Below are 20,339 nucleotides of genomic sequence, written 5' to 3'. Positions count from 1 at the left end.
GCGTAGCGGCGGGGCGAACGACAAGGAGGCGGCGTGAGCGGCGACGCAGCCACCGCGGCCAACGCGACCAGCACCACCCTGCCCAGGATCGACGCCGCCGGTTCGGGCGATGGCCCCGGCCAGGAGCCGCCCCTGATGGGCCTGGGCGCCTCGCTGCCGCCCGCCGACGCCCGCGCGAAGACCGAGGGCACCTTCCCGTACGCCGCCGACCTCTGGGCCGAGGGGCTGCTCTGGGCCTCCGTGCTGCGCTCGCCGCACCCGCACGCCCGCATCCTGTCGGTCGACACCTCGGCCGCCGCCGCGATGCCCGGGGTGCGCGCGGTGGTCACGCACGAGGACGTCCCCGGGGACAGCAACTACGGCCGCAGCGTCGTCGACCGCCCGGTCTTCGCCTCGGACCTGGTCCGCCACCACGGCGAGCCGATCGCCGCGGTGGCCGCCGACCACCCGGACACCGCGCGTCTCGCCGCCGCCGCGATCGCCGTCGAGTACGAGGTGCTGGAGCCGGTCACGGACCCGGAGAAGGCGTTCGCGGCGGAGCCCCTGCACCCCGACGGCAACCTGATCCGGCACATCCCGCTCCGGTACGGCGATGCCGAGGCGACCGGCGAGGTCATCGTCGAGGGCCTCTACCGCATCGGCCGCCAGGACCCGGCCCCCATCGGCGCGGAGGCCGGTCTCGCCGTGCCCCGCCCCGACGGCGGCGTCGAGATCTACACCGCCTCCACCGACCCGCACACCGACCGCGACCTGGCCGCCGCCTGCTTCGGCCTGGAGCCGGACCGGGTCAAGGTCGTCGTCACCGGCGTCCCCGGCGCGACCGGCGACCGCGAGGACCCCGGCTTCCAGATCCCGCTGGGCCTGCTCGCCCTGCGCACCGGCTGCCCGGTGAAGCTGGCCGCCACCCGCGAGGAGTCCTTCCTCGGCCACGCCCACCGCCACCCCACCCTCCTCCGCTACCGCCACCACGCGGACGCGGACGGCCGGCTGGTCAAGGTGGAGGCCCAGATCCTGCTGGACGCGGGTGCGTACGCGGACGCCTCCTCGGAATCACTCGCGGCGGCCGTGGCGTTCGCCTGCGGCCCGTACGTCGTGCCGCACGCCTTCATCGAAGGCTGGGCGGTCCGTACGAACAACCCGCCCTCCGGTCACGTACGCGGCGAAGGCGCGATGCAGGTCTGCGCGGCGTACGAGGGCCAGATGGACAAGCTGGCCGCCAAGCTCTCCATCGACCCGGCCGAACTCCGCCTCCGTAACGCCTTGTCGACGGGCGACATCCTGCCCACCGGCCAGACGGTGACCTGCCCGGCCCCGGTGGCCGAACTGCTCCGCGCGGTCCGCGACGCCCCCCTCCCCGCCCTCCCCAAGGACACCCCCGAGGACGACTGGCTGCTGCCCGGCGGCCCCGAGGGCGCGGGCGAACCCGGGGCGGTGCGCCGGGGCGTGGGGTACGGGGTCGGCATGGTCCACATGCTCGGTGCCGAGGGCGCGGACGAGGTCTCCACGGCCACGGTCCGGGTCCACGACGGCGTGGCCACGGTCATCTGCGCGGCAGTGGAAACAGGCCAGGGCTTCACGACTCTCGCCCGCCAGATCGTCCAGGAGGTCCTGGGCGTGGACGAGGTCCACGTGGCGGCGGTCGACACCGACCAGCCCCCGGCGGGCCCGGCGACGCACGGCCGCCACACCTGGGTCTCCGGCGGGGCGGTGGAGCGGGCGGCGAAGATGGTCCGCACCCAGCTCCTCCAGCCGCTGGCCCACAAGTTCGGCATGTCCACGGAGCTGCTCCAGATCGCCGACGGCAAGATCACCTCGTACGACGGCGTCCTGTCCACCACCGTCATGGAGGCGATGGACGGCAAGGAACTCTGGGCCACCGCCCAGTGCCGCCCCCACCCCACCGAACCGCTGGACGGCTCCGGCCAGGGCGACGCGTTCGTGGGCCTCGCGTTCTGCGCGGTACGGGCGGTGGTCGACGTCGACATCGAGCTCGGCTCGATCCGGGTGGTCGAGATGGCGGTCGCCCAGGACGTGGGCCGCGTCCTCAACCCCAAGCAGCTCGCGATCCGCATCGAGGCGGGCATCACCCAGGGCATCGGCGCGGCCCTCACCGAGAACCTCCGTACTGCCCGCGGCCTGATCCGCCACCCCGACCTGACCGGCTACGCGCTCCCGACCTCGCTGGACGCCCCGGACATCCGCATCGTCAAACTGGTCGAGGAACGGGACGTGGTGGCCCCCTTCGGCGCCAAGCCCGCCTCGGCCGTCCCGGTCGTGACGGCCCCGGCGGCGGTGGCCTCGGCGATCCGCTCGGCCACCGGCCGCCCGGTCAACCGCCTGCCGGTGCGCCCGCAGGCGGCGGTGGTGACCCCGAAGGCCTGACGGGGCACACGCGTGCGTCGCTTTCATGACCAGGGGGGAACCGGACATGATTTCCGAGCCGGAGCTGATAGGCGAGTTCGGACCGGAGCACACCGCGGAGGCCGTGGGCGACTTCGACCGGAAGCCCGCGTCCGGGCGCCGACGCGGCCACGCCCTGCTCTGGGGCGCGGCCGGAGCACTGGTCGCGTCCACGGTGTGGGCGACGGCCGTCTTCGCGTACGGGGACGGCGTCACGCGGAAGCCGGACCCACGGGGCTACCGGGTGGACGGCCGCTCGTGTTCCGGGATGCAACTGAAGGCGCTGACCGCGTCCGTGGGGAAGCACCAGGACGCCCCCGCCCTCGCTGCGGGACGCATCGAACACCCGGCGCTCAACCAGGTCCGCTGCTTCCTGGGACTCATATCCGAAGAGGGCGCCGAGACGTACGAAGAGGGCTGGAGCGTCAACGCCCACGTCGGACTGACGGTCGAGCTGTACAAGGAGACCGACCCCCGTTCCGAGTTCGAGGCCCGCGAGGGACCGTCGGCTCTGACGGACGGCGAGGAGAAACGTCCCGAGCTGGTACCCAACCTCGGGGACCGGGCCTATCTGCTGGCCGAGGACGGGGAAGGGACCCGGCTGAGCGTGCTGGACGGCGCCGTGGTCCTCACGCTCACCCTCTCCACCGCCATGAACCCCGTGGAATCCGAGACCGGGGAGCAGCCGGACGAGTGGCCCGACCCTCCCGCGCCGGAGTCGTTCCACGCCGACATGATCAGTGACATGCGCGACGTGATGGAGAAGCTGAAGGCGGCCTGAGCGCCGCCGGCCGCTCAGTAGGTTCAAGGGGAAAGCCATGACGTTGGGTTCAGGGGGAAAGCCATGACGTTCGACAAGGAATGGGCCGAACTGCGCACGGCAGCGGCCGAGCGGATCGCCACGCAGATCAACGGCGTTCCGTCCGAGGGCGGCGGGGGCGGCGGGGGTGGCACACCCGACCTGGTGGTGCACCGGGACGACCTCGGAGCCATCGGGAACGACGCCTATGACCTGAGAACAAGGCTGTCGAAGGAGGGCGACCACGCCCGCCCCACCACCTTCGAGGCGGCAATCGCGCTCACCAACGGCAACTTCGTGAGTGGTGCGGCGGTACTCAAGGTGCACGACCGCTGGCAGACCCAGCTGAAGACGCTGCTGGATTCCTGCGCGCACATCTCGAACCACCTGGACTACACGAAGGCGCAGCACGCGAAGGACGAGGTGAAGGTCGTGGGCGACCTGCCACCGATCTCCAAGCTCACGGAATACCTGCAGTAGGACTCGGGGGAGAACACGCACGTGCTGAGTTACCGGGACATCGTCGACGCACCCGTGGGGAAGCTGAAGGCCGCGGCCGACGACTGGTCGGAGATGGCGCAGAAACTGGACAGACTTGCCACCCAGGCCGCCGACGGAATGAAGACGAGGGCGGACAAAGCCAGCTGGGAAGGGCTCAACGCGGGGGTCACCAAGGCATTCATCGGCAAGACCGCCAAGGAGTTCGCGGACGCCGCGGCTCAGGCCAAGGGCGTGAAGATGATCCTGGAGGACGGCCTCGCCGCCATCAAGAAGGCCAAGGCCGATCTGACCGGCATCCGGGATCACGAAGGGCCCGCCGCCGGCATCCGGGTCGATGCGGAGGGCAAGGTGTCCGCGCGTCAGCCGCTCGCGGACGCGCCTCCCGCGCAGCGCCACGATCCCGACTACCCGCAGTTGGTGCGTCAGGAGAACCAGAACATCGCCGCCTGGCAGAAGAAGATCGACCTGATCGTGGACAACTGCAACGACGCCGATGTGTCGTTGAAGAACGCCCTGGAAGCGAACGTCACCGACCGCAAGGACTTCAGCGCCCCCAAGTACACGAAACTGGACCAGGAGGAGGCCGCCAGGGCCGCCGCGCTGGCCGCCAAGGGGCGCGACCTCACGCACACTCAACTCCAGGCGCTCAACGAACTGCTGAGGGACAACAGCAAGTCGGTGGAGTTCTCGAAGAACTTCTACGAGAAGCTCGGCCCGGAGAAGTCCCTGTCCTTCTTCGGGCAGCTCGCCACGGACACGTACCGGGGCATGAAATTCGACGAGGAGCGGCTGAAGGACGTCCAGACGCTCCAGAAGAACCTCGGCCTCAACCTGGCCACCGCCTCGTACGACAAGGCGTTTTCCGCGGAGTGGGGACCGGAGCTGCGCAAGCTCGGGACGCAGCAGATCCCGCTCTCCAAGTACGACACCCCCGGCGACCCGTACGGGTACCAACTGCTCGGCGGCATCATGCGGTACGGGAAGTACGACGCCAAGTTCCTCAACCCGATCGCCGAGCACGTCGCGCAACTGCACCAGAAGGACCCGTACAGGTTCGCCGACAACAAGCAGGTGCACAGCTTTCTGGGAAGCCCATTCAACCCCTCGGGCAAGAACGGCTCCGGCTACGACCCGGTCACGGCGATGCTGGAGGCTCTGGGAAACAGCCCGGACGCGGCGAAGCGCTTTTTCACCGACGACCCGACGGCCTACAACGAGGACGGCACGGTCGACAAGGGAGCCACCGCCGATCTCGGCAAGCAGGACGGCGAGGCCATCGACAACTACCTCGACTTCTTCGGAAACGAGAAGTGGGAGTCGTTCCCGGACATGAACTCCACCGACCCGAACAAGCTGGAGGCCACCCGGCAGTACATGCCGGACGCGCTGGGTCATGCGCTGGAGGCGGCGACGCTGGGCTATCCGGCGGGTCATCCGGACGCGAGTGTTGTGCGGGACGCCGACAACGCGGCTGTCATGCGCCAGGTCATGGAGAAGTACGGCGAGGACGCCGGGCTGCTCAAAAAGCAGGAGGGCATGGCCGACAGCCTCGGCATCATGGGGGCCGGGTATATCGACGACATCAACTGGGCCTTGGACAAGGGGAGTACTGACAGCGTCTTCGCTCCTGCCAAGAATCTGGAGGGACACGTCTCCTTCGATGGCGAGGAGGAGGAGGGCAGGAGCGCCGCCCGCCGCTTTCTCAGCGCACTCGGTCAGCATCCGGATGCGTACGCCACCCTCTCCGCGGCCGAGCAGGCCTACACGAGGAGTGCGCTCGAAGCGCAGGTGGGATCTGACGGGAAGATCGATATGGGGTCGGCCCGCTCCACCATTCACGTCGGATCCGAGGTGCAGGGCATGCTCGACCAGTCCCGGGCCGACCAGGTCGCCGCGAACCACATGAAGACGCATGAAGATTTCGAGAAGGCAGTGGCCAAGCGTGCCGGATGGGTGGAATTCGGTGCGGCGGCCGGAATCGCGGCCGGAGTCGCCTTCCTGCCGGCGACGGCCGCCGTGGGTGCCGCAGCAGTGCTGATCCCCCTGGCGACCGATACTGCCAGCGGTGCGGCGGAGCAGGTCATCGGCCAATTTGTCGGTGATATCTCGGACAACTCGGTCGACAAGAGCAAGGAGAAGGCCGAGGACCTCTCCGAAGGGGACTGGAACAGGATCTACCGGTCTGGGGAAGCCATGGCGGAGGCCCCGATGGAGGAGTTCCTGGCACGTCATACGACCAAAGAGGATTCCGGATTCCGCCAGGACATGAAGGAATCGATGCGTTCGGGCTACTCGACCGGAAACGACCGTGAGAACCAGCAGGGCACAAGTCCGGAGACAGGCTGAGAGGCATGGGTGTGAGTGAGTCGCGGTACAGAACGGTCCTGATGGCTGCCCTGGTCGTGACGGCCGGGTTCGGCGGAGCGGCGTGTGGATCGGATCCTGAACCCGAACCGAGCTTCGTGGGGGCAGCCGAGGTGTGCCAAGGCATCTTCCCGGACCGCATGGAGAAGACGGTGGAAGCCGTCGCCGGAGCTACGTCCTTCGAGCGGCGCGCCGGAGGAGGCATGGCCCGGGTGATCGAGAAGATCAAGGAGGGGTATGCGTCGGACCGCACCTGGTCGACCAGCGAGAAGCTCTGCCAGATATCCGCAAAGGGTGTCAGTTCCCGTGAGAGGACCTCTCTGTCCTTCAGCATCTACGCCCCTCAGGATGTGGGTGACCCTCGTAACCCTGATGGCGTTCGGCTGTTCCCGCTGGGCAAGGAAGCGGTGGCCGGCGCGCGTTCGGCAGGTCTCTACTTCGAATGTGTGAGCCCGCGGCTCGAAGGGTCGGAGCGTGTTCCGGCCCGTATCCGTGGGGGCCTGGGGAAGGCGCATGACCGGGGAGATGCCGTGAGTGATCTCGTGGCCAACCTCACTGTCCTGCACGCTGGGTCTCTTGCTGTGGCGAAAGAGCTCGAATGCGAGGGAAACGGCGGGCTTCCCGAGAATCTGGACCCCGAACTGAAACCTCTGTCGTGAGCCGGGTGGTGTGCCGGCCGGCAGCCGGATCCGCGGCGGCGCCATCGGCGGCCTCGGCCGGCCGCCGGCCCCGGCCGCCCGGTTCAGCAGGCGCCGTCCTCGACCGTCGCGGTCAGGTCGTACGTGGCGATGGACCCGCTGCCGCCACCCGCTTCCGGCACCAGGATCCCGCCCTGTGCCGACCTCACCTCCGTGACGTGCATGCAGACCTCGGAGCCGTCCGCCGAGATGGCGTAGGAGTGACCGTCACCGGCTCGTTCTACGGAGACGTGGTACGAGGGTCCCTGGCCCTCTCCCGCTTCGCGGACGGCCGCCTCGATCAGTGAGGTGTAGCCCTCCGCCGGATCGCGGCGGATCTGGGGGTCGGAGGCCATCGACTCCGCCGCGTCCTCGGAGGCTTTCCGGACCTCGCTCGCTGTCCAGGCCCCTAGGTCAGCCGCTTCCTGAGCCGAGCAGCCCGCGAAGACGAAGGCCCCGGCGGCCCCGAACGCGGCGACCCGCCCCACCGCGAGAGCCGCTTCCGAAGGTTGCCCGGCCGCTCGCGGCCGGGCCCGCCAGTACAGCCGGTACGGGCCGATCAGGGCGACGGCGAGAAATGCCGCGGCTATGAGGAACAGGAGGACGACGACGGCCATAGGTGCGATCCCTGTGCTTCCGCGGGTTCGTTGCTTCAGCTGCTCAGAAGGGGAGAGCGAGCCCCGGCCGCGCCTGCGTCCCCGTGCCCCGGACACGGCTACGGCCGCCCCCGCAGAATAGGGGCGGCCGTAGCCTTTCGGTGCCTCATCGGAGGCCGTGACCGGAATCGAACCGGTGTAACTCGAGTTGCAGTCGAGCCCCTGAGCCTCTCGGGCACACGGCCATGCGTTTGCTTCTTCGTCCTCGACGTTAGGACGCGCGGGGAGCGGACCACAAGGGAAGCGGCCGGTGCGCAACGCGACTGCCATACGCCGTTCACGCCCGGGCCCTGCGGCCTACGACCAAGGGACGACCCCGGGCGGGCCCAGGGACAGGGCTCAAACCGCTCCACGCCCCTTACTCTGGGGCCATGACCGCCCCCGAACAGCGTGACGGCACCGACGCCGCGCGCCCCGCGCCGACCGACCTGCCGCACGACCTGCCGGGCGGCCCCACCGACCCCGCGACCGGACTGCCGGCGGACCTCCCCACCGATCTGAAGACCGGCATACCCGGCGACCTGCGGCCGGGGATGCCGGACGCGCTGCCCGACGATCTGGCCGGGGCGGTCACCGAGGCGGCCGCCGAGGGGGTGCTCGGGCGCACCTTCCGGGCGCTCAGCATCGGCATCGTCTCCGTGGTGTTCCTCATCGCGTTCGAGGCGACGGCGGTCGGTACGGCGATGCCGGTGGCCGCCCGGGAACTGCACGGCATCCCGCTCTACGCGTTCGCCTTCTCCGCGTACTTCACCACCAGCCTCTTCGCCATGGTGCTCTCCGGCCAGTGGGCCGACCGGCGCGGACCGCTCCAGCCGCTCGCCACCGGGATCACCGCCTTCGGCGCGGGTCTGCTGCTCTCCGGGGCGGCGGGCTCCATGTGGGTCTTCATCGCGGGCCGGGCGGTCCAGGGGCTCGGCGGCGGGCTGGTGATCGTCGCCCTGTACGTGGTCATCGGGCGGGCCTACCCCGAACGCATCCGGCCCGCCATCATGGCCGCCTTCGCCGCGAGCTGGGTGATCCCGTCCGTGGTCGGGCCGCTGGCCGCCGGCACGGTGACCGAGCACCTCGGCTGGCGCTGGGTCTTCGTCGGCATCCCCGCCCTGATCGTGATCCCGCTGGCCCTGGCCCTTCCGCAGATCCGCCGGATGGCCTCGGGCCCGGCGGACCCGGACGCGCCGCCGCCACCGTACGACCGCCGGCGTATCCGCCTCGCGCTGGGGATCTCGGCGGGGGCCGGGCTGCTCCAGTACGCGGGCCAGGAGCTGAACTGGCTCGCCGTGCTCCCCGCCGCCGCGGGCGTCGCGCTGCTGGTGCCCGCCGTACGGGGCCTGCTGCCCACCGGCACCGTACGGGCGGCGCGCGGGCTGCCGTCGGTGATCCTGCTGCGCGGGGTGGCGGCCGGTTCGTTCATCGCGGCCGAGTCCTTCGTACCGCTGATGCTGGTCACCCAGCGCGGCCTGACCCCGACCATGGCGGGCCTCTCCCTGGCGGTGGGCGGCGCGACCTGGGCGCTCGGCTCGTACGTCCAGTCCCGGCCGCGCCTGGAGCCGTACCGGGAGCGGCTGATGGTGAGCGGGATGGTGCTGGTGGCGGCATCCATCGCCGTGGCCCCCACCGTGCTGATCCCGGCCGTCCCGGTCTGGATCGTCGCCGTGGCCTGGGCCTTCGGCTGCTTCGGCATGGGCATGGTGATCGCCTCCACCAGCGTGCTGCTCCTGAAGCTGTCGGCCCCCGAAGAGGCGGGCTCCAACTCCGCCGCCCTCCAGATCTCCGACGGCCTCTCCAACGTCCTGCTCCTGGCCCTCGGCGGCGCCGCCTTCGCGGCCCTCGGCGGCGAGGCCCTGGGCGCGGCGGCCCACGGCACGGTGAGCGGGGCGGCCACGGGCTCGCACCCGGCGGCCTTCGCGGCGGTGTTCGTGCCGATGGCGGTGGTCGCGGTGGTGGGGGCTTGGGTGGCTACGCGGGTGCGGGAGATGTAGCCAGTACCACTCTGGCCCCACCCGGTGGTACCGTTCTGGTATGGCTATGAACCTGCGTCTCCGCGACGACCAGACCGAGGCCCTCAAGCAGCGTGCCGAGCAGGAGGGCACCAGCATGCACGCCATACTGCTCCAGGCCGTGGACGACTACCTCGCCAGAACGGCGCAGCAGGCCATCGTCCGCAAGACCGCGAAGGAGCAGGCGGCCAAGTGGAGCGAGCTGATGGAGCGGCTGAAGTGAGCTGTGTCTATCTGAGCTCCGAGGACGTGCTCGTGATCGCCGAGCACGCCTGCGACGACATGCAGATCGTCGTCCGGGACGCCGGTCTGCTGGAGTCGGCGGTCCATCGACCTTCGGCCGCCATGTTCGGCGAGGAGGCCTATCCCGACGTGATAGACAAGGCGGCGGCGCTCCTCCAGTCCCTGGCGGTCAACCATCCCTTCTTCGACGGCAACAAGCGGACGGCCTGGCTCTCCTGCGTCACCTTCCTCGCCATGAACGGCATCGACCTGCGCCCGGACATCGACGCGGCGGAACGGCTGGTCATCGACGTCGCCACGGGTGAGACGGACGAGGTCAAGGTCATCTCCCAAGGGCTGCGGGACCTGGTCGTCGACGCGATGTGAGCACGGTCTCGTCGGCCCTCGGCGCGGCTCGTTCGTACCGGGTTTCCACCGGGCCCCCGGTAGGGTGGCCCGGTTGTCGTATCGCGGGCCGGGTCCTTCGGGCCGGGTCCGGCAGCGGCAGCGACCCACGTACCCGAGCGCCCCGAACCGGAGACCGTGACTACCACCACCACCGCCTCCTCCTCCCACCACCTCTCTCCCGCCTTTCCCGGCCGCGCCCCCTGGGGCACCGCCGGCAAGCTGCGAGCCTGGCAGCAAGGAGCCATGGAGAGGTACGTCCAGGAGCAGCCGCGCGACTTCCTCGCCGTCGCCACGCCCGGCGCCGGCAAGACCACCTTCGCGCTGACCCTCGCGTCGTGGCTGCTGCACCACCATGTCGTCCAGCAGATCACCGTGGTCGCCCCGACCGAGCACCTCAAGAAGCAGTGGGCGGAGGCGGCCGCCCGCATAGGGATCAAGCTGGACCCGGAGTACAGCGCCGGTCCGCTGAGCAAGGAGTACCACGGCGTCGCCGTGACGTACGCCGGTGTCGGCGTCCGGCCCATGCTGCACCGCAACCGCTGCGAGCAGCGCAAGACCCTCGTGATCCTCGACGAGATCCACCACGCCGGTGACTCGAAGTCCTGGGGCGAGGCCTGCCAGGAGGCGTTCGACCCGGCGACCCGGCGGCTCGCGCTGACCGGTACGCCGTTCCGGTCGGACACCAACCCGATCCCCTTCGTCCAGTACGAGGAGGGCAACGACGGCATCCGCCGCTCCTCCGCCGACTACACCTACGGCTACGGCAACGCGCTCGCCGACGGCGTGGTCCGGCCGGTCATCTTCCTCAGCTACAGCGGCAACATGCGCTGGCGCACCAAGGCCGGCGACGAGATCGCGGCCCGGCTCGGCGAGCCGATGACCAAGGACGCCATCGGCCAGGCCTGGCGCACCGCGCTCGCCCCCACCGGCGAGTGGATCCCCAACGTGCTGAGCGCCGCCGACAAGCGGCTCACCGAGGTCCGCAAGGGCATCCCCGACGCGGGCGGGCTCGTCATCGCGACGGACCAGGACTCGGCCCGCGCGTACGCCAAGATCCTGAAGAAGGTCACCGGCGAGACCCCGACCGTGGTCCTCTCCGACGAGAAGGCCGCCTCGAAGAAGATCGACAAGTTCAGCGCGGACGAGTCGCGCTGGATGGTCGCCGTGCGCATGGTGTCCGAGGGCGTCGACGTGCCGCGCCTCGCCGTCGGCGTGTACGCGACCACCATCTCGACGCCCCTCTTCTTCGCCCAGGCCGTCGGCCGCTTCGTGCGCTCCCGCAGGCGCGGTGAGACGGCCTCCGTCTTCGTACCGACGATCCCGATGCTCCTCGACTTCGCCAACGAGATGGAGGTCGAACGCGACCACGTCCTCGACAAGCCGAAGAAGGGCAGCGACGAGGAGAACCCGTTCGCGGAGGAGGACCAGCTCCTCGCCGACGCCGAGCGGCTGGAGGACGAGGAGACCGAGGAGCAACTTCCCTTCGAGGCGCTGGAGTCGGACGCGGTCTTCGACCGGGTGCTGTACGACGGCGCCGAGTTCGGCATGCAGGCCCACCCGGGCAGTGAGGAGGAGCAGGACTACCTCGGCATCCCCGGCCTCCTCGAACCCGACCAGGTGCAGCTCCTCCTCCAGAAGCGCCAGAGCCGCCAGATCGCGCACAGCCGCCAGAAGCCGGCCGAGGAGGCCGACCTCCTGGAGAAGCCCGCCGAGGCGCGGCCCGTCGTCACCCACAAGCAGCTGCTGAGCCTGCGCAAGCAGCTCAACACGATGGTCTCCGCCTACACCCACCAGAGCGGCAAGCCCCACGGCGTGCTCCACAACGAACTGCGCCGCGTCTGCGGCGGCCCGCCGAGCGCCGAGGCGACCGCCCACCAGATCCAGCAGCGGATCGCCAAGGTCCAGGAGTGGGCCACCCGCATGACGTGAGGGCCCCTCTTCCGTGCGGCTCTTCCGTGCGGCTCGTTCCGGTCCATCCCGGGGCGGGCCGCACGCCCGTTTCCGGCCACGCTCCATCGCCCGGCACCCCTCCGGCCGGAAAATTGTGCAGGCTTCAATTCACGGTGAGTTAACGCCAGTTCACATGAGGTGCACGAAGGGTCACCAACACGTCTGCCCTCCTGGACGCGCGTAGATGTTCGCGTTTCGGACGCCACCGCGCTGACCGGCGGTTATGTCGTACGGTCGGGGCCCCACCCGGCGAGGCGCCCGGATTCTGGACGAGGGCTTCCGCTGAGCGGACTGGCTCGCTACTGTCCCCGCCATATGAACGCCCCGTGGCAGAGCCGCCGCGGAGCGCAGCCGGTGCCTATGGCCAGACCGGCGGCCTCTCCGTGCGTCGCCGCTGGGACCGGTGCCGCAACCCCCGGAGCAGGGCCGCCGTCGCTCACCCGAAGAGGAGAGGGCGTCGTGACAGCGGAGACTTCCCAGACGCTCGACCGAGGACTGCGGGTCCTCAAACTGCTCGCCGATACCGACCACGGCCTGACCGTCACCGAGTTGTCCAACAAGCTCGGGGTCAACCGCACCGTCGTCTACCGGCTGCTCGCCACCCTGGAGCAGCACGCCCTGGTCCGTCGTGATCTGGGCGGCCGCGCCCGGGTCGGACTCGGAGTGCTGCGCCTGGGCCGTCAGGTGCACCCCCTCGTCCGGGAGGCCGCGCTGCCCGCGCTGCGCTCCCTGGCCGAGGACATAGGGGCCACCGCCCACCTCACGCTAGTCGACGGCAGCGACGCCCTCGCGGTCGCCGTCGTCGAGCCGACCTGGACCGACTACCACGTGGCCTACCGGGCGGGCTTCCGGCACCCGCTGGACCGCGGTGCCGCCGGGCGGGCCATCCTCTCCGCCCGCCAGCACACCGCGGCCGGGCACCCCGGGTACACCCTCACCCACGGCGAGCTCGAAGCCGGTGCCAGCGGGGCGGCCGCGCCGCTGGTCGGGGTATCGGGGGTGGAGGGGAGCGTCGGCGTGGTCATGCTCGCCGACGCCGTTCCGGAACGGGTCGGGCCCCGGGTGCTCGACGCCGCCCGGGAAGTGGCGGACGCCCTGCGGTAGCGCACGGGGCGCGGCGCGGGCGGGTGGCCGGGGCCACGGGTCCCGGCCGTCGCGCCGGCGGCGCCCTCTGCGGCAGTGGTACGGCGGTGGTACGGCGGGGGCGTACGCCTGGCGCGTTCCCGCTCGCGCGCGGCGGTTAGATTGGACGCGTGCTCTCTCGTCTCTCGCGCCCCCGCGCGCTCGCCCTCTGCGCGCTGCCCGTCCTCGCCCTCCTCGGTACGGCGGCCCTCGCACCGCTGCCGTTCACCGTGGCGCAGCCCGGGGTGACCGCCGACGTGCTCGGCAAGGACCGGGGCAAGCCGGTGATCACCATCACCGGCGCGGAGACCCGGCCCACCGACGGGCAGCTGCGGATGACCACCATCGTCGCCACCGGGCCCACGGCGGACATCCGGATCGGCAACGTCCTGGACGGCTGGTTCCGTACGGACCGGGCGGTCATGCCCCGGGACTCCGTCTACCCGACGGGCGGCTCCGAGCAGGAGATCGAGAAGCACAACCTGAACGACATGAAGCAGTCCCAGAACGTCGCCGTCGACGCGGCCCTGAACCAGCTGAAGCGCGAGCCCGGCTCGATGCGGGTGACCGTGGACCTCGGCGACATCGGCGGGCCCAGCGCCGGGCTCTTCCTCTCCCTCGGCATCATCGACAAGCTCGACGGCGACGGCAGGGGCGGCGGCCTCACCGGGGGCCGCACCATCGCCGGTACGGGGACGATCAGCGCGGACGGCAAGGTCGGCGCGGTCGGCGGGGTCTCCATGAAGACCCAGGCCGCCCACCGCGACGGGGCCACCGTCTTCCTCGTCCCGAAGGCCGAGTGCCGCGAGGCGGAGGCCGAGCGGCCCGACGGGCTGCGGCTGATCCCCGTCACGACGCTCTCCGGCGCGGTGGACGCGCTCAAGGCGCTTGAGCAGGGCGGGAAGGTGCCGAGCTGCTGACCTCCTCGGGGGGCAACGGTACGGAGACCTCCTGACCCGCCTCCCCTCCCGCCGCCGGCCCCTCCATCGTCCGCCACGACGGGAACACCAGCGGGCTCAGCGTCGCCAGGAAGTACACCCCGCCCATCGCCAGCAGCGCCCCCGACGAGCCCAGCCCCTCCACCAGCAGCCCGGCCGCAAGACCGCCCAGCGGCATCGCGAACTCGCAGCCTGCGGTCAGCGCCCCCGCGACCCGGCTGCGCAGCCGGTCCGGGACCCGCTCGTAGATCACCGTCGTCAGGATCGGGTTCAGCACCCCGCCCGCGATCCCGCCCAGCAGCATGGTCACCGCCAGCGGCAGCGTCGTCCCGGTCACCGCCGCGACCAGGAAGCGCGGTGCGCCGCACAGGATCACGCACACCGTGAACACCGCCCGCCGCGAGAACCGGTGCCCCACCGCCCCGTACAGCAGCGCGCCCGTCAGTCCGCCCGCCCCGAACAGCGCGGTGAGCAGCCCGATCGCCTTCGCCCCGCCCAGCTCGGCCTCGGCGTGCACCGGGAGCAGGACGGCGTTCCAGCCCTGGTCGGTGCCGTTCATGAACATCACCATCACCACGACCGCCAGCAGCAGCCGGTTGGACAGCAAGTGTCCGTAGCCCTCGCGGAGTTCGGTGCCGTACGTGCGCAGCGAGACGGGCGGCCCGCCCTTGCGCGGCTCGGCCGAGCTCAACCCCCGTACTCCGGCGGCGATCAGCAGGGCGGAGAGGCCGAACGTCGCGGCGTCCAGGAGCAGTACGGTCTCCGAGCCGGCGAAGGCGATGAGCACCCCGGCCAGCGCCGCGCCGACCATCCTGGCCCCGCGCGACACCGCGTCGAAGAGGCTGGCGGCCCGGGGGAGCGTGGTGCCCGCGTGTTCGGCGAGGTCGGGGATGAGCACGTAGCGGGCTGTGTTGCCCGGCGTGTGCGCGAACCCGTTGAGCGCCATCAGCGCGCAGAGCATCCAGAATTCGAGGGCGCCCACGTGGTGCAGCAGCGGGATCGCGGCGATGGCGAGGCCGCACACCGTGTCCGAGGCGATGGCGACCCGGCGGCGGCCGATCCGGTCGATGAACGGCCCGCCGATCAGCGCGGCGAGGACGATCGGCAGGGTGGCGCAGAAGGCGACGACGCCCGCCCGGCCCGCGCTGCCGGTGGTCTCCAGGACGAACCAGGGCACTCCGATCAGGGTCAGCGAAGTCCCGGCGGTGGAGATGGAGTTGGCCGCGAGCGTGGCGGCGAGCGGTGTGCGGTGGCCCGCGGGCTCTCGGCGTGCGCCGCTCATTCGGAGGGGCGGGGGAAGACGTGCAGGTGGGTCCGCACGACCGCCGATCCCTCGGTGCCCTCCGGGACCCGGTCCCGGTAGCTCTCGGCGACGGCGTGGAGTTTCTGCGACAACTCCCTTGCCAGTTCGGGCGTGAGGCGGAGTTTGAAGTCGCTCATGTCCGAGCTTCGCCGCCACTCCTGCGGCCACTCGCCCATCGTGCCGAGCCAGGTGTTCAGCTCCTGGGCATGGGTGGTGGCCACCTCGTGCATGACGACGTCGATCGCCCCGCGCACCTCCGGGTCGGCGTGCGTCAGGAAGTCCGCGCTCTCGAAGACGGAGCCCTCGTGCACCGACCGCCACCACCGCTCCCGGCCCTTGCCCAGCTCCGGTGCGTCCTCGACCAGCCCGCCCTCCGCCAGTTGGCGCAGGTGGTAGCTGGTCGCCCCGCTGGACTCGCCCAGCCGCTCGCCCAGCCCGGAGGCGGTGGCGGGGCCGAACTCCCGCAGGGCGTTGAGCAGTCGGATCCGCAGGGGGTGCGCGAGGGTGCGCAGTGTACGGGCGTTGACGTTGTGGATGTTCCGGTCACCGGCGAGGGCGGTAGGGGCGGCGGGAGCGGGGGCGTGCCGGTCGGTCTTGTTCTCCGTCATGCTTCGACCGTAGGCTTGCAAAGCTTGCTTTGCAAGGAATTCTTTGCAACGTGCTCTTTGTAAGTCGCCTCGCCCCCTCGCCTCGCCCCCTCGCCTCGCCCCCTCGCCTCGCCCCCTCACCCCTCCTCGATGAACCCCTCCTCCACCAGCCACTCCTTCGCCACCTCGTGCGGGTCCTCCCCGTCCACGTCCACCTTCGCGTTGAGCGTCTGCGCGACCTCGGTCGTCAGCTTCTTCGTGAGCGGGGCCAGCAGCTCCGCGATCACCGGGTACTTCTCGAAGGTCGCCAGGTGGACGACCGGGGAGGCGTTGTAGTTGGGGAAGAAGTCCTTGTCGTCCTCCAGCACGTCCAGGTCCATCGCCTTGATCCGGCCGTCGGTGGTGAACACCTCGCCCAGCAGACAGGAGTCGGACTCGGAGACCTGGGTGTAGATGATCCCGGCGTCCATCTTCTGGATGTTGCCGGCCGGGATCCTCATCCCGTACCGCTTCTCCATGCCGGGCAGCCCGTCGTCCCGCGAGGCGAACTCGTTCTCCACGCAGATCGTCACCGCACCCGGGTCCTTCTTCGCCAGCGCCGCCACATCCGACAAGGTCTTCAGCTTGTACTTGGCGTTGTTCTTCTTGCTGATGGCCAGCGCGTACGTGTTGTCGAGCGGGGCCGGCGGCAGCCAGACCACCCCGTTGCCCTTGTCCTCGTCCCGTACCGCCGCGTACTGCTCCTGCGGGTCGACGATGGGGTCGGCGTGGCCGAGGAAGGTGATCCAGCCGGTGCCGGTGTAGTCCCACTGGGCGTCCGCGTCGCCGTTGATGATGGCCTCGCGGGCGCTGATCGAGCCCGGCAGGTTCGTGCGGTCCAGGACCTCCGCCCCGGCCGCCTTGAAGACCAGGCCGGTCATCTGGCCGAGGATGATGTTCTCGCTGAAGTTCTTCGAGGTCACCGTCAGCGTGGCGCCCTTCAGCGGCTCGCCCTGCCCGACCGACCCTGGCGACACGTCGTCCACCATCGGCGAACCGCTCTTGAGCCCGCAGCCGCCCACCAGCAGCACCAAGGACGCGGCGGCCACCAGGACCCGGCGCCGCACACCGTACGTCGTCATCCTCACCGCTCCTCCAGCCCGCGCGGCGTCAGCGCCAGTTCGGCCAGCGAGGCCAGCCAGTCCACCAGCAGCGCCAGCACCACCGTCAGCACCGAGCCGATGATCAGCACCGGCATCCGCTGCGTCTGGATCCCCGAGGTGATCAGGTCGCCGAGCCCGCCGCCCCCGCCGAACGTGGCCAGCGTCGCCGTACCGACGTTCAGTACCAGGGCCGTACGCACGCCCGCCAGGATCAGCGGCACCGCCAGCGGCAGCTCCACCTTCAGCAGGACGCCCCGCCCGGACATCCCCATCCCGCGCGCCGCCTCGATCATGTTCGGCTCGATCGCCCGCAGACCCGCCACCGTGTTGGAGAGCACCGGCAGCACCGCGTAGATCACGATCCCGATGATCGCCGTACGCGGCCCGATGCCCAGCCAGATCACCAGCAGCGCCAGCAGGCCGATCGCCGGGGTCGCCTGCCCGATGTTGGCCAGCGCCGTGAACGCCGGGGCCGCCTTCCGCAGCCGCCGCCGGGTCAGCGCGATGCCCAGCGGGATCGCGATGATCAGCACCCAGAAGGTGGAGATCGCCGTCAGCCGCACATGCTGCCACCAGCGCAGCTGCACATTGCCGCCGGAGAGGGAGTTCTCCGCGATCGAGTCCAGGTGGATGTTGGTGATCCACACGTAGGTGATCACCAGGATGACCGTCAGCACCGCCGGCAGGACCACCAGCTTCCGCCAGGTGATCCGGCGCGCCGGGGCGGCCGGGGCGGGGGAGGGGTCGCTCTCCTCGTCGTGGAACGCGTGGCCCTTGACGTCGTGCTCGCCCGGCGGCCTGGTGGGGGTGGCCGGGCCCTTGCCGGAGCCGGACTGGTGGCTGGGGCTCATACTCCGCCGCCACCCCCCTCCAGCTCCTGCTCCGTCTGGTGGACGCGCTGCTCCTCCAGCTCGTGCTGGTGCTCCATCGCGGTCAGCCGGTCGGCCTCCAGCAGCTCCTGCACGTTGTCCATCAGCGTCTTCATGTCGACGACCCCGATGAACTCGCCGCGCCGCCCGGTCACCGCGACCCGCCCCCCGCTGTCCGTCAGCACCGCCTCCAGCGCGTCGTGCAGCGTGGCGTCCCGGGTCACCGTGTCGTGGACCAGCTGCCCGGCCCGCGCCAGCGAACCGCGCGCCCGCATGAGGTCGCCGCGCCGCAGCCACTTGTACGGGCGGTTCTGCCGGTCCAGCATCAGCAGCTCGTTGTGTGGGCCGTTGCGCAGCTTGTTGAAGATGGTCTGGAGCGGGTCCTCGACCGTCACCGTCGGGAAGTCCGCGATGCCCACATCCCGTACGCGGGTGAGGTTGAGGCGCTTGAGGGCCGCGCCCGCGCCGACGAAACCGGAGACGAAATCGTCCGTCGGGTTGGTCAGGATCGCCTCGGGGGTGTCGAACTGCGCGATGTGCGACCGCTCCCGCAGTACGGCGATCCGGTCGCCCAGCTTGATCGCCTCGTCGAAGTCGTGGGTGACGAACACGATCGTCTTGTGCAGCTCGTGCTGGAGCCGGATCAGCTCGTCCTGGAGGTGGTCGCGGGTGATCGGGTCGACCGCCCCGAACGGCTCGTCCATCAGCAGTACGGGAGGGTCGGCGGCCAGCGCCCGCGCCACGCCCACCCGCTGCTGCTGGCCCCCGGAGAGCTGGCGCGGATAGCGGCCGTGGAACTCGCGCGGGTCCAGGCCCACCAGGTCGAGCATCTCCTCCACCCGGTCCTTCACCCGGGACTTGGACCAGCCGACCATCTTCGGGACCAGGGCGATGTTGTCCGCGACCGTCATGTGCGGGAAGAGGCCGGACGACTGGATCGCGTACCCGATCTTGCGGCGCAGCTTCACCGGGTCGATGTCGGTGACGTCCTCGTCCCCGATCCTGATCCGGCCCGAGGTGGGCTCGATCAGCCGGTTGATCATCTTCAGCGTGGTGGACTTCCCGCAGCCGGACGGGCCGACGAAGATCACCGTCTCACCGGCCTTGATCTCCATCGAGACGTTCTCGACGGCCGGGTTCGGGTTGCCCGGGTACCGCTTGGTGAGGTTCTCCAGCTCGATCGTGGCCCCGGAGGTGGCGGCCCCGGTCCCCTCCGCCGTAACGGCCTCGGTCTCGGTCTCAGGCACGGATCCCCCTCGGGATGGTCAGCCGCCCCAGCAGGACGTACGCGGCGTCGAAGAGCAGGGCGAGCACGACGATGCCGAGCGTGCCCGCGAGGACCTGGTTGATCGCGTTGGCGCTGCCCAGCGAGGCGATGCCCCGGAAGATCTCGTTGCCGAGGCCGGGCCCGGAGGCGTACGCGGCGATCGCGGCGATGCCCATCAGCATCTGGGTGGAGACCCGGATCCCGGTCAGGATCGGCGGCCAGGCGAGCGGCAGCTCCACCCGGCACAGCCGCGCCACCCGCGACATCCCGATGCCCGTCGCCGCGTCGACCAGCGCCGGATCGACACCCCGCAGCCCCACGATGGAGTTCCGGACGATGGGCAGCAGCCCGTACAGCGTCAGGGTGATCACGGTCGGCGCGACGCCCAGCCCGACCAGCGGGATCAGCAGACCGATCGCGGCCAGCGAGGGGATGGTGAGGATCGTCGCCGTGGAGGTGATGGCCAGCGAGCCGCCCCAGCCGCTGCGGTAGCTCACCACCCCGATGACCACACCCAGCACGGTGGCGATGACCATGCACTGGAAGACCGCGCTGACGTGCTGGAACGCGTCCGTGAGGAGCTGTTGGTGGCGGGTGTTCAGATACTCCCAGAAGCTCACACGGCACTCCCTCGGCCCGGGGCCTGCCGCGCGGGTCAGGCCTAGTCGGTGTCCTGGGCCGCCTGTTCCACCAGCGGGATGATCCGCAGCGGAACCGGGTTCTCCATGACGATCGCCGTGGAGGCCCGGACAATGCCATCAAATCCGACAACCCGGTCGATCACCCGCTGGAGATCGGCGTTGGAACGGGCCACCAGCCGGCAGAACATGTCCCCGTGCCCGGTGGTGGTGTGCAGCTCCAGCACCTCCGGTACGCCGCCCAAATGGGCCCGCACGTCGGCCCCTTGCCCCTGCTTGATCTCCAGCGTCGCGAACGCGGTGACCGGATAGCCGAGCGCCGCCGGGTCCACGTCCGGCCCGAACCCCCGGATGACGCCATTCGACTGAAGGCGGTCCAGCCGCGCCTGTACGGTCCCGCGCGCCACGCCGAGCCGCCGGGATGCTTCGAGGACGCCGATGCGCGGCTCCCGCGCGAGCAGCACGATGAGCCGGCCGTCCAGATGATCGATCGCCATGG

19 protein-coding genes and 1 tRNA gene are annotated in these 20,339 nt (G+C 70.6%); 11 read left to right on the top strand and 9 right to left on the bottom strand.

From position 1 onward, the window contains the following. Positions 1-33: 33 nt before the first annotated feature. From IF17_RS0119850 to IF17_RS0119830, 5 genes are all read left to right on the top strand, one after another. Positions 34-2,382, top strand: coding sequence for a xanthine dehydrogenase family protein molybdopterin-binding subunit (locus tag IF17_RS0119850; RefSeq protein WP_030567796.1), 2,349 nt, complete (start codon positions 34-36; stop codon positions 2,380-2,382). 46 nt (positions 2,383-2,428) lie between these two features. After that, the gene (locus IF17_RS0119845; RefSeq protein ID WP_030567794.1) at positions 2,429-3,181 is read left to right on the top strand and encodes a hypothetical protein; all 753 of its coding nucleotides are present in this window, start codon (positions 2,429-2,431) and stop codon (positions 3,179-3,181) included. 63 nt (positions 3,182-3,244) lie between these two features. Continuing rightward, positions 3,245-3,679: a hypothetical protein gene (locus IF17_RS0119840; protein ID WP_030567792.1), complete on the top strand. Its 435-nt coding sequence runs from the start codon at positions 3,245-3,247 to the stop codon at positions 3,677-3,679. Between the two features lie 21 nt (positions 3,680-3,700). After that, the gene (locus IF17_RS0119835; protein WP_030567790.1) at positions 3,701-6,046 is read left to right on the top strand and encodes a DUF6571 family protein; all 2,346 of its coding nucleotides are present in this window, start codon (positions 3,701-3,703) and stop codon (positions 6,044-6,046) included. A 41-nt stretch (positions 6,047-6,087) separates the two neighbouring features. Then, positions 6,088-6,723, top strand: a complete 636-nt coding sequence (locus IF17_RS0119830; RefSeq protein ID WP_157851164.1) for a hypothetical protein — start codon at positions 6,088-6,090, stop codon at positions 6,721-6,723. Between the two features lie 83 nt (positions 6,724-6,806). Here the strand turns inward: IF17_RS0119830 and IF17_RS0119825 are convergent, their stop codons facing one another. Then, the gene (locus tag IF17_RS0119825) at positions 6,807-7,358 is read right to left on the bottom strand and encodes a hypothetical protein (RefSeq protein WP_030567786.1); all 552 of its coding nucleotides are present in this window, start codon (positions 7,356-7,358) and stop codon (positions 6,807-6,809) included. Positions 7,359-7,510: 152 nt separating this feature from the next. After that, positions 7,511-7,582, bottom strand: a tRNA-Cys gene (locus IF17_RS0119820). Positions 7,583-7,768: 186 nt separating this feature from the next. On the opposite strand from IF17_RS0119820, the gene IF17_RS0119815 reads away from it, so the two are divergent. The 6 genes from IF17_RS0119815 to IF17_RS0119790 all read left to right on the top strand — a co-directional run bounded on the left by IF17_RS0119815 (position 7,769) and on the right by IF17_RS0119790 (position 14,016). After that, positions 7,769-9,376, top strand: a complete 1,608-nt coding sequence (locus IF17_RS0119815) for an MFS transporter (protein ID WP_030567784.1) — start codon at positions 7,769-7,771, stop codon at positions 9,374-9,376. Positions 9,377-9,416: 40 nt separating this feature from the next. After that, on the top strand, positions 9,417-9,617 hold the full coding sequence (locus IF17_RS0119810; protein WP_026290595.1) for a ribbon-helix-helix protein, CopG family: 201 nt from the start codon (positions 9,417-9,419) through the stop codon (positions 9,615-9,617). After that, positions 9,614-10,003 carry a type II toxin-antitoxin system death-on-curing family toxin gene (locus IF17_RS0119805; protein ID WP_030567782.1) on the top strand — a complete coding sequence of 130 codons (390 nt, stop codon included), beginning with the start codon at positions 9,614-9,616 and terminating at the stop codon, positions 10,001-10,003. The genes IF17_RS0119810 and IF17_RS0119805 overlap by 4 nt, the downstream gene beginning before the upstream one ends. A 156-nt stretch (positions 10,004-10,159) precedes the next feature. Then, the gene (locus IF17_RS0119800) at positions 10,160-11,953 is read left to right on the top strand and encodes a DEAD/DEAH box helicase (RefSeq protein ID WP_076966323.1); all 1,794 of its coding nucleotides are present in this window, start codon (positions 10,160-10,162) and stop codon (positions 11,951-11,953) included. Positions 11,954-12,433: 480 nt separating this feature from the next. After that, on the top strand, positions 12,434-13,078 hold the full coding sequence (locus IF17_RS0119795; RefSeq protein ID WP_030567779.1) for an IclR family transcriptional regulator: 645 nt from the start codon (positions 12,434-12,436) through the stop codon (positions 13,076-13,078). A 149-nt stretch (positions 13,079-13,227) separates the two neighbouring features. Beyond that, a complete protein-coding gene (locus tag IF17_RS0119790; RefSeq protein ID WP_030567777.1) occupies positions 13,228-14,016 on the top strand; it encodes a S16 family serine protease in 789 nt (262 codons plus the stop codon). Here IF17_RS0119790 and IF17_RS0119785 read toward each other — a convergent pair. The 7 genes from IF17_RS0119785 to IF17_RS0119755 all read right to left on the bottom strand — a co-directional run bounded on the left by IF17_RS0119785 (position 13,976) and on the right by IF17_RS0119755 (position 20,337). Continuing rightward, on the bottom strand, positions 13,976-15,316 hold the full coding sequence (locus IF17_RS0119785) for an MFS transporter (protein ID WP_030567775.1): 1,341 nt from the start codon (positions 15,314-15,316) through the stop codon (positions 13,976-13,978). The genes IF17_RS0119790 and IF17_RS0119785 overlap by 41 nt on opposite strands. Then, a complete protein-coding gene (locus IF17_RS0119780; RefSeq protein ID WP_030567773.1) occupies positions 15,313-15,945 on the bottom strand; it encodes an ArsR/SmtB family transcription factor in 633 nt (210 codons plus the stop codon). Before IF17_RS0119780 ends, IF17_RS0119785 begins: the two co-directional genes overlap by 4 nt. A gap of 116 nt (positions 15,946-16,061) precedes the next feature. Then, the gene (locus IF17_RS0119775; protein WP_380892862.1) at positions 16,062-17,045 is read right to left on the bottom strand and encodes a glycine betaine ABC transporter substrate-binding protein; all 984 of its coding nucleotides are present in this window, start codon (positions 17,043-17,045) and stop codon (positions 16,062-16,064) included. 2 nt (positions 17,046-17,047) lie between these two features. Next, positions 17,048-17,917: an ABC transporter permease gene (locus IF17_RS0119770; protein ID WP_030567769.1), complete on the bottom strand. Its 870-nt coding sequence runs from the start codon at positions 17,915-17,917 to the stop codon at positions 17,048-17,050. Then, a complete protein-coding gene (locus tag IF17_RS0119765) occupies positions 17,914-19,182 on the bottom strand; it encodes a betaine/proline/choline family ABC transporter ATP-binding protein (protein WP_030567767.1) in 1,269 nt (422 codons plus the stop codon). Before IF17_RS0119765 ends, IF17_RS0119770 begins: the two co-directional genes overlap by 4 nt. Next, a complete protein-coding gene (locus IF17_RS0119760; RefSeq protein ID WP_030567765.1) occupies positions 19,175-19,822 on the bottom strand; it encodes an ABC transporter permease in 648 nt (215 codons plus the stop codon). Before IF17_RS0119760 ends, IF17_RS0119765 begins: the two co-directional genes overlap by 8 nt. A gap of 41 nt (positions 19,823-19,863) precedes the next feature. Beyond that, the gene (locus tag IF17_RS0119755) at positions 19,864-20,337 is read right to left on the bottom strand and encodes an Lrp/AsnC family transcriptional regulator (protein ID WP_026241547.1); all 474 of its coding nucleotides are present in this window, start codon (positions 20,335-20,337) and stop codon (positions 19,864-19,866) included. Positions 20,338-20,339 lie beyond the last annotated feature (2 nt).

Source organism: Streptomyces cyaneofuscatus (assembly GCF_000718135.1).
In the GTDB taxonomy this organism is placed as follows: domain Bacteria; phylum Actinomycetota; class Actinomycetes; order Streptomycetales; family Streptomycetaceae; genus Streptomyces; species Streptomyces cyaneofuscatus.
This window is presented reverse-complemented; position numbering and strand designations above follow the sequence as displayed.

Excerpts from the sequence above, each read along its gene's own strand:
- IF17_RS0119845 (WP_030567794.1), top strand. The coding sequence starts at position 2,429 with ATGATTTCCGAGCCGGAGCTGATAGGCGAGTTCGGACCGGAGCACACC.
- IF17_RS0119840 (WP_030567792.1), top strand. The coding sequence starts at position 3,245 with ATGACGTTCGACAAGGAATGGGCCGAACTGCGCACGGCAGCGGCCGAG.
- IF17_RS0119830 (WP_157851164.1), top strand. The coding sequence starts at position 6,088 with ATGGCTGCCCTGGTCGTGACGGCCGGGTTCGGCGGAGCGGCGTGTGGA.
- IF17_RS0119825 (WP_030567786.1), bottom strand. The coding sequence starts at position 7,358 with ATGGCCGTCGTCGTCCTCCTGTTCCTCATAGCCGCGGCATTTCTCGCC.
- IF17_RS0119815 (WP_030567784.1), top strand. The coding sequence starts at position 7,769 with ATGACCGCCCCCGAACAGCGTGACGGCACCGACGCCGCGCGCCCCGCG.
- IF17_RS0119810 (WP_026290595.1), top strand. The coding sequence starts at position 9,417 with ATGGCTATGAACCTGCGTCTCCGCGACGACCAGACCGAGGCCCTCAAG.
- IF17_RS0119785 (WP_030567775.1), bottom strand. The coding sequence starts at position 15,316 with ATGAGCGGCGCACGCCGAGAGCCCGCGGGCCACCGCACACCGCTCGCC.
- IF17_RS0119780 (WP_030567773.1), bottom strand. The coding sequence starts at position 15,945 with ATGACGGAGAACAAGACCGACCGGCACGCCCCCGCTCCCGCCGCCCCT.
- IF17_RS0119775 (WP_380892862.1), bottom strand. The coding sequence starts at position 17,045 with ATGACGACGTACGGTGTGCGGCGCCGGGTCCTGGTGGCCGCCGCGTCC.
- IF17_RS0119770 (WP_030567769.1), bottom strand. The coding sequence starts at position 17,917 with ATGAGCCCCAGCCACCAGTCCGGCTCCGGCAAGGGCCCGGCCACCCCC.
- IF17_RS0119755 (WP_026241547.1), bottom strand. The coding sequence starts at position 20,337 with ATGGCGATCGATCATCTGGACGGCCGGCTCATCGTGCTGCTCGCGCGG.